The 13963-nt window shown below is 34.5% G+C and carries 9 protein-coding genes, 1 other RNA gene and 1 pseudogene; 6 read left to right on the top strand and 5 right to left on the bottom strand.

Features of this window, described 5'->3' with window-relative positions:
- Nucleotides 1–57: 57 nt before the first annotated feature.
- Together FJR38_RS09690 and FJR38_RS09685 are read right to left on the bottom strand one after the other, a co-directional pair.
- Nucleotides 58–1122, bottom strand: a complete 1065-nt coding sequence (locus FJR38_RS09690) for an acyltransferase family protein (RefSeq protein ID WP_168536745.1) — start codon at nt 1120–1122, stop codon at nt 58–60.
- Nucleotides 1123–1164: 42 nt separating this feature from the next.
- Nucleotides 1165–2751, bottom strand: coding sequence for a diguanylate cyclase domain-containing protein (locus FJR38_RS09685; protein WP_168536743.1), 1587 nt, complete (start codon nt 2749–2751; stop codon nt 1165–1167).
- 454 nt (nt 2752–3205) lie between these two features.
- Here FJR38_RS09685 and FJR38_RS09680 point away from each other — a divergent pair, with 454 nt between their 5' ends.
- On the top strand, nt 3206–3916 hold the full coding sequence (locus FJR38_RS09680; RefSeq protein ID WP_168536735.1) for a hypothetical protein: 711 nt from the start codon (nt 3206–3208) through the stop codon (nt 3914–3916).
- A 42-nt stretch (nt 3917–3958) separates the two neighbouring features.
- Here FJR38_RS09680 and FJR38_RS09675 read toward each other — a convergent pair whose 3' ends face one another.
- The gene (locus FJR38_RS09675; RefSeq protein ID WP_168495114.1) at nt 3959–5200 is read right to left on the bottom strand and encodes an RNA-guided endonuclease TnpB family protein; all 1242 of its coding nucleotides are present in this window, start codon (nt 5198–5200) and stop codon (nt 3959–3961) included.
- 353 nt (nt 5201–5553) lie between these two features.
- Here FJR38_RS09675 and rnpB point away from each other — a divergent pair.
- The 3 genes from rnpB to FJR38_RS09660 all read left to right on the top strand — a co-directional run bounded on the left by rnpB (nt 5554) and on the right by FJR38_RS09660 (nt 10863).
- An RNA gene (gene rnpB, locus FJR38_RS09670) (RNase P RNA component class A) lies at nt 5554–5918 on the top strand.
- A 226-nt stretch (nt 5919–6144) separates the two neighbouring features.
- Nucleotides 6145–8100 (top strand): ATP-binding protein, encoded by a 1956-nt coding sequence (locus FJR38_RS09665; RefSeq protein ID WP_168495112.1) that lies wholly within the window; start codon nt 6145–6147, stop codon nt 8098–8100.
- A gap of 15 nt (nt 8101–8115) precedes the next feature.
- Complete coding sequence (locus FJR38_RS09660) at nt 8116–10863, top strand: class I SAM-dependent DNA methyltransferase (protein ID WP_168536733.1); 2748 nt, start codon at nt 8116–8118, stop codon at nt 10861–10863.
- 12 nt (nt 10864–10875) lie between these two features.
- Here the strand turns inward: FJR38_RS09660 and FJR38_RS09655 are convergent, their stop codons facing one another.
- On the bottom strand, nt 10876–11202 hold the full coding sequence (locus FJR38_RS09655; protein WP_168536731.1) for a type II toxin-antitoxin system RelE/ParE family toxin: 327 nt from the start codon (nt 11200–11202) through the stop codon (nt 10876–10878).
- A 479-nt stretch (nt 11203–11681) separates the two neighbouring features.
- Between FJR38_RS09655 and rnc the strand changes: the two genes are divergently transcribed.
- Both rnc and FJR38_RS09645 read left to right on the top strand, forming a co-directional pair.
- A complete protein-coding gene (gene rnc, locus FJR38_RS09650) occupies nt 11682–12404 on the top strand; it encodes a ribonuclease III (RefSeq protein WP_168495110.1) in 723 nt (240 codons plus the stop codon).
- Nucleotides 12405–12481: 77 nt separating this feature from the next.
- Nucleotides 12482–13528 (top strand): Gfo/Idh/MocA family protein, encoded by a 1047-nt coding sequence (locus FJR38_RS09645; protein ID WP_174763947.1) that lies wholly within the window; start codon nt 12482–12484, stop codon nt 13526–13528.
- A gap of 73 nt (nt 13529–13601) precedes the next feature.
- On the opposite strand, the pseudogene FJR38_RS28380 reads toward FJR38_RS09645, so the two are convergent.
- Nucleotides 13602–13963 (bottom strand): annotated as a pseudogene (locus FJR38_RS28380) (hypothetical protein); the annotation flags it as partial.

The raw sequence follows: 13963 nt of genomic DNA, 5'->3' as shown, positions 1-13963 counted from the left end.
TGGGATTGCTGCGTTCCACTCGCAATGACATAGTTATAAGTTTTCCCATCTACCTACTTATTTCCTAAATGTAATCTTGAAATAATGGTATTTTTTGAATATGTTTGTCAGCAAAACTGATAATGAAATGACAATCAAGAATATTATAATTATTAGATAAGGTTGAGATGGCGACATTCCTATCATTTTTAGAAGCAACAAGTACGAAAAAGAATGTAAACAATATATACCTAGCGATAAATTAGATAATGATTTGAAGATATGATGAGGTGGATAGGAAATATTTAAGGAAATTAAAGTAATTAACCAAGCACTAAAAACTAAAGATAATCGAGAGTAGACTGGAAGAGAATTTCCTGTTATTCCTCCCCATAATAAAGGCTGACTTATGTATTGCCATTCAAGAAATATTAGACTAGAGGAGATGATTATTAATATCAGTATTTGTTTATAGTTATTGTTTACTTCTGGTTTATTTTCTAAATTTTTAGTAATCAGAAATGAAGAAAAAATATAGGGAATAAAATTTAGAGGATTGAAACTTTGTGAAAGATCATAAAATTCTTGACCAAGAAAAATTGTACTTAAAGGTAGTAGAAAAACAATTAAACAGGAAATTATTAAACCCGTATAAGCTATAATTTCTGATTTAACTTGATTTTGATCAATAATAATTGCAAATAGTTCAGCCAAACTAGTTATTAATAGTAGAGAAAAGAAAAAATAAAATGGGTTAGAATATCCATCTTGGATAATAAATCTGATCAGGATTTTTAAGTCTAGCAGTTGATTCAGGTAATTTATATATATTTGATTAATTGTCATTAAATTGGAGATATGAGCAAATAATCCCCAAAATAAATAAAGTTTAATTAGTTTAAAAAACCTTTTTTTGAGAAAATAATCTTGATTTTTTTGCCTATTAATAAAAAACAAAACTAGGGCTGTTTGAAAAAATATAGGAACGGCTAAATCAAATAAGTTATATGTAATAATATTCGATAGATTTTCATGACTGGTAAATAAGCTAGATATATTTGTGTGTAGGGCAACTACAACAAGGCAACAAATAGCTCGTAAATAATCAAAACCGTGTATTTTGTCTAAATTAGAATTATTCATATAGCCATCCTTTAAGGCTGAGTTACTGACTTTTGTAGTTAATTAAACAGGAGAATAAATACAGTAGGTGTTACGTCCTTGAGCTTTAGCTGTATAAAGTGCTTTATCGGCTGCGGCAATAATACTAACTGGAGAATTGTCATTATTAGGAATCATGCTAGTAACGCCCATACTCATTGTGATACAAGTATTTACTAAAGAACATTGATGAGGAATTGCCATATTAGATATCTGATTTTGAATCTGTTTAGCAACATAAACTGCTCCTTCTAAATCAGTATTTGGTAATAATATTACCAGTTCTTCACCCCCATAACGAGCTACTAAATCTGTAGAACGTTTACAAGTTTGTGAAATTGCTTGAGCTACTTGATATAAACATTCATCTCCGGCTTGATGACCATAGAAATCATTGTATAACTTAAAATAATCTATATCACACATAATTAATGCTAAATATGCTTGTTCGCGACGCATTCGTAGCCATTCATTACTAAGATTTTCATTGAAGCAGCGACGATTAGCAACTTGAGTTAAAGCATCTATATTTGCTAACTTTGTTAATTCTTTATTAGCTTGTTTGAGAGCTTCTTCCGTTTGTTTATTTTGAATAAATCCACTAAGTTCTATTGCTACAGCATTGACTAACTCTAGTAGTTCTAGATTATAGGGGATAGGCGATCGCTTGAAAAAACACATGACAATTAGAGCTTGTTTTTCCAGGGTGATCGGTACAGTAAGTATAGACCTAAGTTGAGCATTTTGGGCTAGTTCCCAACGCAAAAACATATCTTTTTCTATTAGCTCAATATCTTCAATCCATTCTGATTTTTGTGCTTCCCAAGCCCTACCCTGCACTCCTATTCCATAACTAAAAGTATATTCTTTACTAGCTTGGGCAAAAGAAATTAAAAGTTGATCAGAACTATCATAAGAAGCTTTACTTAAATACAATTTTGTCTGTTCTTTATTAGTCATCCAAGCTTCACCATAGTCCCAATTATGCACTTGCCGGAGTTCAGATAATACAGCATCAAGAGCCTGATCAAAATTCACAGCTTGCTTGATTAAATTAATAGTTTTTAACAAAAATTTTAATTTAGATTCAATTTGCTTTCTTTCATTAATTTCTTGTTGTAAATTTTGATGTTGTTGGTTGAGTTTTTGTCGTTGTCGCAAAATAGTTAATTGATGTTCAACTCTAATTAACACCTCCTCAGTTTGAAAAGGTTTAGTAATATAGTCAGCACAACCAATTTTAAATGCTTTTACTTTATCGGAAATAGTATCTAAAGCACTTAAAAAAATAATCGGAATATGACGAGTATGATCACTTTTTTTCAGAATTGAGCAAACTGTATATCCATCTATACCAGGCATTTTAATATCTAAAAGAATTATATCCGGTAATTGAACCCCGATAGTATGCAAAGCAATTTCTCCACTAATTGCTTTTCTAACTTTATAGCCTTGTTTGCTAAGAATTGCCGAAAGTGTCCTGAGGTTGTCAGGATGATCATCAACAACCAGTAAATTAGCTTTGAAATCGGATGCTGTTATTTGCACTACTGAAGTTACAGTAAAGTTTTTATGTTTACAACTATAATTTACTAAGGGATAACAAGACATATTTCTCGAAAAATTGCAGTTTTCTTGATATCTTGTAACCATTTCTTTACTAATGAACGATGGAATAATCAATATCAAAAACAAATAGTTTCATAGATTCAGATGTAAACCGAGCCGTTCCTATCCAATCCGTGTCCACTGTCGCAGACTATTGTGGATGTGCAACCATGTCCCATCTTTACTACAGTTCGGAAATATGTGTACAAATATGTGTACACTGTCTGGCATCGAGGAAAGTCTCTAGGTAATGCTCTCTATCTTACTCCTTCTAGCAACATATAGAAAATCCTGTTTAGGACTGTCCACATCTAGACTTCACACTTGTTACCACTAAGTTTGGGTTCTGGAATCATGTCACGCAGAAATTCATATTGGGCGTAGGTTAGGTTACTGGGGTATGCTTTACTTATGTTAGTCTCTCCGTACTGTTTATTATCTATTCAGGGTTATTAAAATGCAAAGTGGCGACCAAAATCTGATTATTTTGATGATTTATATACTTACTGTCTATTACACATTTAATCGCATGATTGAATCTATAGACGATCTAGTAAAACTAGATTTCCAAAAAGGTGCTGTTGATGATCAGTTGAAAGAACAAAATCTCCAAGATACATTAGGAATTTCCTTTAAAACAAGTAATTATGGTTTAGATAAAATAGAAACTGATCTCAAAGAATTATCAATGAGTATTGAAAATAAATCAGAGAGTATTGCCATATATGTTGACTGGGATAATAGTTCTTTTGTGGTTGAACATACCCAACAATCCCGCCGGGTGATTCGTAAATCCCCAGATTTAACCCGCGATTTAGCTATACCGCAAGTTCCTACTATTATCGCTCCTAAAAAGACAATTACTGAAAATGTCACCGCCGAAGATGTTTTTCAAAGAGATAAAGAACTAGGTATTTACCAACCTGCTTCGCCTTTAATTAATGTTGCTGCCATAAAAAAGAACGATAAGCAAAAGAAGTTATATAAAGATTTTATAGATGGCAAAAAAGATTTGGAATTTTCATTACAAATCGTGCTGCGAGTTTCGGAAATGAGAGTTGGTATTTCTCCAGGAATAAATGTTCCACCAGTGTCAATTATTAATTGTCCTTTTACGATTAAAAAGCTTCCTTGGACTTATGCTTTGCCTTGGAATAAGAAAAAGTAATTTTTACAGTTGACACTCCCCGCTCTAAAGAGACGGGGATTCTTAAGACCAAATAAATAATCTTAACGGCGATGTCAATGCGCCTCTACTGATTCCACTAGAACTTAATCCTAGTTTTACCGCTACTTTTCTGAAAATATTAGCTGCACCGTTGCAATCTGCATTTATTTTTGTACCATCCTGAGAATGATACAAACCCCGACTAACTCTTTTTCCTGACTCTTTCCACCCTTCGGGTTTTTCACCAAATGTAGGTAGAAAATCATTATCTAGAAACGATGCTTTTGAAGTATAAGATTCTTCAGTTTCCATGAACTTGATACTGCACTGTTCACAAAGTTGAGCAATACGGTTTTTAAGTCGTGCCGTTGGGATTTGAACAAACTTTTGATTGGTTTTAGAGCCAAGATTTATAGAATCTTTTTGCCCAGTGTTCCATCCAAAGATTACAGTTCCAATCTTATTATCAAGACAATGGCTGATAACTATTCGAGCAGATTTGTTTACAGCATCACGTATTTGTCGGTTACGTTTTTCGGTTATTGACGCTAATTGTTTAGACCAAAAGCCTTGGGGTTGGTTTTCTTTGAGAATAGAAACTCGCTTGTTGTACCACTGATTCATTGATTTTAACTTGCGTCCGTCAATTAAAAAAGATGTCCCAATATTGCTGACACAGGTTAACCAATTATTTAGCCCGTGATCAATTGATAAGACATTCTCGATATTCACGTCAACTTTCAATGGAGATACTTTATAGACAAGTTCTAAATAAAACTCATTATTCCTTGGTAATATCCGATATTCTTTGATGTTTTTATACTCCAAGTTTGAGGGCATAGGAACATAAAAAGCATCAAGTCCAAACCAAACTTTTACTTTAGTGCCTAAAGGAAATCTTAGTTTACCATCCTTTAATTTAATAGCCTGTCCGGGAAAAGCTACGAGATTTAATCCACCTTTTCGGTATCCAGGTAACTTGGGTTTTTGAGTTACAGCACCTTTCTTAATTCCTTTCAAAAGTCCAATATAAGACTTGAAAGATTCGGCAACAGTTGTCAAACATTGCTGTGCAGCTTGAGAATACATCGCTCCAAAATGTAAATTACTTGCTAACTCACGATGTAAGTCAAACTTGCTAGGAATTTTACCCGTTTTAAAAAATAATTGTCTAGCATAATAAGTCCCACAATTAGCAAGTTTATTTGACTCCCCACACAAGAACTCAAGAATCGCTCCTAGCTCTTTGTTAGGGCTGATTAATATTTGCTGGCATCCATACATTGTGTTATTCTCCTTTCTCTTATGATAACATACTGTATAAACAGCCGCAATACATTATGAAAGATAAGACAGTATCAGTCCGACTCTCGGAACGCAGAAAGCACAAGCTGTATTTGTACTCCCTAGAAAGAGAAAAAACTATTACCTCGCTGATTGAAGACTGGGTAGACAGCTTGAAACTCAAAGGGAACAAAGACAATATTGAAGGCGGTTAAAACCGCTCGTGGCGTTTTTCATCCCCTGTCTGTTCGCCCTTGGCGTTCCCGAAGGGTAGCACGAAAGACGGAACTATAGTTCCTGTTTCTCAGGGGCTTTTAAACTTTCCGGCTAATCTTGTAAACTAGAAATAGGAAGGGAGTAGGCGTAGGCAGTTGCAGATTAGTCGTTAAGACTGGTTTGAGGAAAGTCCGGGCTTCCGAAAGACCAAACTTGCTGGATAACGTCCAGTGCGAGCGATCGTGAGGATAGTGCCACAGAAAGATACCGCCAATCAATTTATTGGTTGGTAAGGGTGCAAAGGTGCGGTAAGAGCGCACCAGCAGCGTCGAGAGGCGTTGGCTCGGTAAACCCCGGTTGGAAGCAAGGCCGGAGGAACTACGGTTGGTCTTTTACCAGTTCCGCTGAAAAAGAGCCGCTAGAGGTGTTTGGTAACAAGCATCCCAGATAGATAACTGCCCTCGCAAGAGAACAGAACCCGGCTTACTACCGACTCTCTTCTGAAACGAATTATGGATTTTTATTTTCCATAGTTCGTTTTTTAGTAAAGGTAGGGAACAGGGAAGAGGTTTTGGGAGATTTTGCTTTTCGTTACATATTTTAGTTTTTTCCGTTCACCTATTTACTGAGTTTATATAGCTACGCCACGCAAGCTATTAAAAATCAAATAGGAGTTCTATATAATGGGAAGTAAGTAAATAATAAACAATAAATCGAATTTTTACTTTATGGACTGCAACATAGATTTAAAAGAGCTTGCCCGTAGAGAAAGCGAACAAGTAGAATGGAAAGAGAATGGAGATGATATTAAGATTGCTCAAGGAATAGTAAAAACTATTTCTGCATTTGCCAACGACATTTCCAATGTTGGTGGGGGATATGTTATTTGTGGAGCAAAAGAGATAAAAGACGAGCATGGTTTTCCGAAAATTCAATATACAGGTCTGAGTGCCAACAAATTAAAAGAAATCGAAGGTAAGGTAACTAGATATTGTCAGGATTATGTTGATCCTGCCATAGCACCTAAAGTTTGTGAAATCGAAAACCCAGAAAATAACAGCACCAGAATTTTAGTATTTTTAGTTTTACGGAGTCGTGATGCTCATGTATACAGAGACGGAGAAATTTCTAAATATTATGTTCGTATCGGTCGAGAAACTAAAGAAGCCAGAAATGGTATTTTGAGGCAATTATTAACAGAAAAACAACAAATAGAATATTTTGATAAACGGACAAATAATAATGCTACAGAAGCTGATATTGATGTACTCAACTTTAGAGATAGTATGCAGGAAATGGGGTTGCTTTTTCCTGAAAAATCATTAGAAGATTACTTTTCAGATCGAGAACAAATAGCGGAACTGGTTTCTCCTCTGTTTGTGCGGACAGATTTAGATGGTATATTACGCCCCAGAAACTTTACTTTATTGATGTTTGGGAAAAAAACAAGTATTACATCCAAGTTTCCCGAAGCATATACTATCCTATCAATATATAAAGGAACAGATCGTAGTGAACAAACAGCAGAACGTTATATTTTAACTGGAACAATAGTTGAGCAAGCTAAAAGATCCATAGAACTATTAAATACTCAAGCCTATACTGCATTTGATAAAACAAGTAGCAAACCAAATCAGGTTAAGTATCCCATGCGTGCTTTGCAAGAAGCTGTAATTAATGCTATTGTTCACCGTGATTATGAAGTACCTGAACCAATTAGAATTACAGTATTTGCAGATAGAATAGAAGTTAAATCTCCAGGAACTTTACATTGGGGAGTTAATAAAGAGAAATTTTTGCAAGGAAAAGCAAGTCCTAAATGGAGAAATCAGAGTTTTGCTTACTTATTTAATAAACTGCAATTAGCTCAATCAGAAGGTCAGGGTATTCCAACTATTATTCGGACAATGAAAGAAGAAGGATGTCCCGAACCAATCTTTGAAATTGAACCTGAAAGTCTGACTTGTATTCTTCCTGCACACCCAAGACATCAAATTATTAGAGAATTACAAGAAATTCAAGACAAAGTTATTTTACAAAAATATCAAGAAGCTAACACTCAAGTTTTAACACTCTTAGACAAAGATTTGTACAATTTTAGATCACTAGATTTGTATTGTGAGGTTATTGCTAAATTAAAACTTCCCAATGAACTTTATAATTTTCTGGAAACAAAGAAATTAGATTTTTACTTAGTTAATCCCAACACACTGATCAATATTGCGGAAATACTTGCTGGTGATAAAGACAATATTAAATATCAAAGCCTAGCAAATAGAGCCTTATCTGTTGCCATGTCTGGTAAAATAGAAGAAGGTCAAATTGCCAAAGCTGTTGTCAATCTTAAAAAGATAGGCGAACCAGAAGATGTGATAAAATTTGTAGGTGAATCTATTTTAAAATATCCTAATCTTGCTCATAATTCTACACTATTAGAAAAGCGGGCAACGGCTAAGATGGATATGGCAAAAAAATGTATAGATGCAGGTAGAGATCGTAATAGCAATCCAAAAACAAAGGCAAGAGCATGGGAAATGTGCCGACAATTGTTGGAAGAAGCAGAAAGAGATTTGAATTTGGCGTTAGAAAATGCGGAAAATCCTAACGAGAAATTTTTTATTGAAAATGATATTAATTTCTTGAATAGAATGAAAAATATTTCTAAAAAACCATCAAATAAGTAAAAATATACTATTACTATGCCCTTAAGTTGGAACGAAATCAAAAGTCGAGCGATCGCATTTTCTCAAGAATGGGAACATGAAACTTCAGAAGATGCCGAAGCAAAGTCATTTTGGGATGGCTTTTTTAATGTATTTGGTATTTCTCGGCGACGGGTGGCCACATTTGAAAAGTCTGTGAAAAAAGCTGATAATAAACAGGGTTTTATTGATCTACTTTGGAAAGGGGTAATTTTAGTAGAGCATAAATCCAGGGGCAAAAGTTTAGATAAAGCCATGCAACAGGCTAAAGACTATTTTCCGGGATTAAAAGAACATGAATTACCAAAATATATTTTAGTCTCAGATTTTCAAAAGTTTAGAATTTATGATTTAGATACTAATATTACTTCAGAGTTTGAACTTAAAGATTTTGTTAATCATGTACATTTATTCGATTTTATTGCTGGATATGAAAAGCGTACTTACAAAGACGAAGATCCTGTAAATATTGAAGCGGCTGAATTAATGGGTAAGCTGCACGATTTATTAGAAGCAGTCGGTTATCAAGGTCATGATTTAGAAGTTTATTTAGTGCGGTTACTTTTTTGTTTATTTGCTGATGATACAGGCATTTTTGATAAAGGTATTTTTTGGGAATATATTGATTTACATACTAAATCCGATGGTAGTGATTTAGCGATGCACATTGCTTCCATTTTTCATGTATTAAATACACCAACTGAAAAAAGATTAAAAAATTTAGATATTAATTTAGCGCAGTTTCCCTATGTAAATGGCAAGCTATTTGAGGAGATTTTACAACCTGCTGCTTTTGATAGCCAAATGCGCGAAATGTTTTTAAAAGCTTGTGCTTTAGATTGGGGTAAAATTTCACCTGCTATTTTTGGTTCAATGTTTCAAGCGGTAATGAATCCCAAAGAAAGGCGTAATCTTGGCGCACATTATACGTCTGAAAAGAATATTCAAAAATTAATTAAACCTCTATTTTTAGATGATTTATATTTGGAGTTTGAAAAAGTTAAAGGTAGTCGGAGCAAACTTCAAGAATTACATCAAAAACTAGCTAATTTACATTTTCTTGATCCTGCTTGTGGTTGCGGTAATTTCCTGATTATCACTTATCGAGAATTGCGAGATTTAGAAATTAAAATTTTGCGTGAATTGTATAAGAAAGAAGAGGGTTTTATTGATGTGAGAATTTTTATTCAAGTTGATGTCGATCAGTTTGCTGGTATTGAATATGATGAATTTGCGGTGCGTGTGGCTGAGGTGGCAATGTGGTTAATTGACCATCAAATGAATATTAAGATTAGTCATGAATTTGGACAATATTTTGTCAGATTGCCATTAACAAAATCTGCGAAAATTGTTCATGGTAATTCGTTAATAATTGATTGGGAAACAGTTTTAGAGAAAGAAAAATTAAACTTCATTTTAGGTAATCCGCCATTTGTTGGTGCAATGATTATGAATGATCAACAAAGAAATGATATTGATCATGTTTTTTATGGAGAAAAAGGAACAGGTGTTTTAGATTATGTTTGTGCTTGGTATCTCAAAGCAGCAAAAATCATCCAAAATAACAAAATTACAGTAGGTTTCGTTTCCACAAATTCTATCTCACAAGGTGAGCAAGTTTCTATACTTTGGAATATCCTCTTCAATAAATATAAGATAAAAATTCATTTTGCCCATCGTACTTTTAAATGGAGTAATGAAGCTAAAGGAAATGCTGCTGTACATTGTGTGATTATTGGTTTTGCTAACTTCGATATTACTGAAAAATATATTTTTGATTATGAGGATATTCAGAGTGAACCACTGACAATAAAAGCTAAAAATATCAATCCATATTTGGTAGATGGAAGTGACACAATTATTACTAATAAAAGTTTTCCCATTTCTAATATTCCCTTAATGCGGTTTGGAAGTATGCCAAGAGATGGGGGTAATTTCATATTTACTGAAACTGAAAAGGAAGAATTTATTAAAATAGAACCTCAAGCTGAGAAATGGATTAGACCCTATACAGGAGCAAAAGAGTTTATTAATGGATATAGTCGGTATTGTCTTTGGCTTGTTGATATTTCTCCAAAGGAACTCAAAGCTTTACCAGAGGTATTAAAACGAGTAGATAAAGTTAAAAAGTTCCGGTTAGAAAGTAAAGCTGCCTCTACTCGGAAATTTGCAACTACACCTACTATATTTTGTCAGATAGCACAACCTAATACAGATTATTTACTTGTGCCAAGTGCATCTTCTGAAAAAAGGAAATATATTCCTATAGGTTTTATGTCTTCAGAAATTATTACTAGCAATCTCTGTTTTTTAATTCCTAACGCTACTCTCTACTTATTTGCTATTCTTACTTCAGAAATGCACATGACATGGATGAAGTATGTATGTGGAAGATTAAAAAGTGATTATCGTTATTCCAAAGACATAGTTTATAATAATTATCCATTTCCTGAAAACGTCAATGATAAACAAAAACAGAAAGTAGAAACAGCCGCGCAAGCAGTTTTAGAAATAAGAGAAAAATATCCAGATAGTAGTTTAGCAGACTTGTATGATCCTCTAACTATGCCACCAGACTTGGTAAAAGCCCATCAAATATTAGATAAAGCTGTGGATTTATGTTATCGTCCGCAACCATTTGTAAATGAATTGAATAGAATTGAGTTTTTGTTTAATTTATATGAAGCCTTGAATGCTCCCTTACTCAAACCAGAGAAAAAGAAAAGAGTGAAAAAAAGCAATTAATTATTAATAGAACTATATTTTATTAATTGCATCCTCAATTTCATCCAAGCTAACATCTGCCTGATCAGATTTTGCATAAATAAGCAGAAGGGAGACACATTCAGGCGAAATAATTTGATATATCACCCTATATCCCCCACTTTTGCCAGTCGGGATATCACTATTTTTTGCTCTAACTTTAACAACTGTCAAATTGATCCCAGAAATTTGTTCACCTAGAAAATTTCCAGCCTGTAGCTGATCAATAATAGGTTGAATATCAATTTGAATTTGGCGATAGCGTTTGCTGAGAGTTTTAAGACGACGTTTAAAAGGAAGCGTGAAGAGAACTTCTACCATAAATATTAAGCGTTAATATCGTCCCAAAGCTGTGAAACTGGGAAAGTTTGCCCTGTCGCTATTTGTGCTATGGACTCTTGAAGATCAGCTAATATTTGCGCTTTTGGTTCTTGTTCATCAATCCAAGCTAAACCACTGGCGTTATCAGAGTTGATGGAATTTATAAGCTGTTGCCAAAGTTCTAACGGTACGAGTACGTCGGTTGTTTTCCGTCTACATTAGTGACATAACGAACCTGATTTTCAATTTGTACATTGATCATCAATTTATTGATCCTGTTGATATTTTTTGATATTTTTATTGTAGTGTAACTAATGCTAACTGCAAGACTCGCGATCGCCAATTTCCCATTCCGCAGCTAGCTGAAGTTCCAAGAATATTGACACAGTAAGTTTTTTAATAAAAAATAACTTGTATTTATACATTATAATTTAATGCTAAGTTAAGAGTTATGAATCCTTATTTTCACACTTTATTGAATGTCCAGCGTTTATCCCCGCCGTCAACGGCAGCTTGAAAGTTTAGTCCAAAAGTTAGGTTTGTCACTAAATGCACCGATAAAGTGGCAATTATTGGATTTGGCGCTAACTCATCCTACTGTTTCTGATACTGCCAATTATGAACAGCTAGAGTTTGTGGGCGATGCAGTGGTACGCCTGGTGGCGGCCGTGGTATTATGGGAACATTATCCTGATTGTTCAGTCGGTGATTTTGCGGCTATTCGTTCAGTTTTGGTGAGCGATCGCATTCTTGCCCAATTAGCGAGAGAATATGGTTTAGAATTATACTTATTGGTTGCTGGTAGTGCTACGGCTGATCATGTTGGCCAAGAGTCACGATTAGCAGATTCTTTTGAAGCAGTTTTAGGGGCGCTTTATCTTAGCACTCAAAATCTCAATCTGATTCGTCCTTGGTTGGATTCTCATTTCCAACAACTAACCACAGAGATTCGTCTCGATCCTGCCAGACTCAACTATAAAGCGGCTTTACAAGAATGGACTCAAGCCCAATTCAAAGTTCTCCCAGAATATCGAGTGTTGGAAGCGAGTCAACCCCACCGCACTCATGAACGCTTTTTTGCTGAAGTTTGGTTACATGAAAAAATGTTAGGACAAGGTAAAGGACGCTCTATTAAAGCCGCTGAACAAGCTGCTGCTAAAGAAGCTTATTTAGTAATTAGCGCCCAGGTAACAGATGAGTAAGCAATTCAAAAAGTTTGCGTCTACAACATTCCCGCACTCCTACCGCCACTGACAACTAAACAAGTGACAACTAACAAATGACAAATATTAAAATTGCGATTATTGGGGTAGGACGTTGGGGAATACATTTGCTACGCAACTTTTTAGCACATCCCTATGTAAGTGTAATTGCTGTATTAGATCATCATCCAGAAAGATTAGCCGCTGTTAAACAGCAATTTAATTTAGATGAAAATGTATTATTAACAACTGATTGGCAAGCTGTCAAGCAACTTCCTGAACTAACAGCGGTAGTAATTGCTACACCTGCCATAACTCACTATGGCTTGATTAAAGAAGCTCTCCAAGATGGTTATCATGTTTTAGCAGAAAAACCCTTAACTCTTGACTCCGAAGAATGTCGAGAACTTTGCCACTTAGCAGAGCATCAGCAATTGATACTGATGGTTGACCATACTTACTTGTTTCACCCCGCAGTCGAAAAAGGTCAAAGTATCATTGAAACGGGTAAATTAGGTGAATTACGCTATGGTTATTCTACCCGTACCCATTTAGGTCCTGTTCGTCAAGATGTTGACGCTCTGTGGGATTTAGCAATTCACGACCTTGCCATTTTTAATACCTGGTTAGGCAAATTACCTATACAAGTACAAGCTACAGGTACGGTATGGTTACAGGAAGAAGAAAAAGAATTAATACATCCCAGTCCCGGTTTAGCTGATTTAGTTTGGATAACATTGACATATCCAGATAATTTTCAAGCCTATATTCATTTGTGTTGGCTAAATCCTGATAAACAAAGAAGATTGGGAGTAGTGGGTAGTAAAGGGACTTTGATTTTTGATGAAATGTCCTCATCATCTCCTTTAACTTTGATTTGTGGTGAATTTGAGCAACAGGGAAAATTATTTATTCCTATTAATCAAAAACAGGAAATATTAGAATTGGAAAAAGCAGAACCATTAAAAAAAGTGTGCGATCGCTTTGTCAATTCTGTGATTAATAATACTCCTTCATTGATTTCCTCCGGTTGGGTAGGTAGAGAGTTAGTAGAAATTCTTGCTGCTTTAACAGCATCTTTAAATCAAGGTGGAAAACCCATAAAAATGAGTAATAGTTATTAGATTTTCATGGGTGATAATAAATTTAAAAAGTAGGTTGGGTTGACGCAAGGAAACCCAACATTATTAAAAATAATTAATCTGCGTTTACCCAAAAATCTGCGGTTTTGATTTTACCATTGCGGTTAAATTGCATCCACATTTTATAAGTTCCTGACTGGGGTAATTTTGTGTGAAATTCAATTTTTCCATCCGTTGTATTTTTGAGCGCGTGAGCGTGGATATAATCGGCTGTTGTGAGAGGAGATGAACTTTTGATCACTACTAAATGAGCTTTTTCTCCTAAATACGGTTGTAGGTCTTTAATGGGTTGGTTTTTGTTGTCTTTTAAGTCAAAAGTAAAAGTTACATCTTCACCTGCTTTGATTTTTTCTGTAGATGGTTTAAAACTGACTTTAGTATCGGAAATTGTTTTAGTTTTTTCATATTTAGATAAAC

Source organism: Anabaena sp. UHCC 0253 (genome assembly GCF_009712085.1).
GTDB lineage: Bacteria > Cyanobacteriota > Cyanobacteriia > Cyanobacteriales > Nostocaceae > Dolichospermum.
Note: the sequence above shows the minus strand (reverse complement) of the source record. Positions and strands in the feature narration are given on the sequence as shown.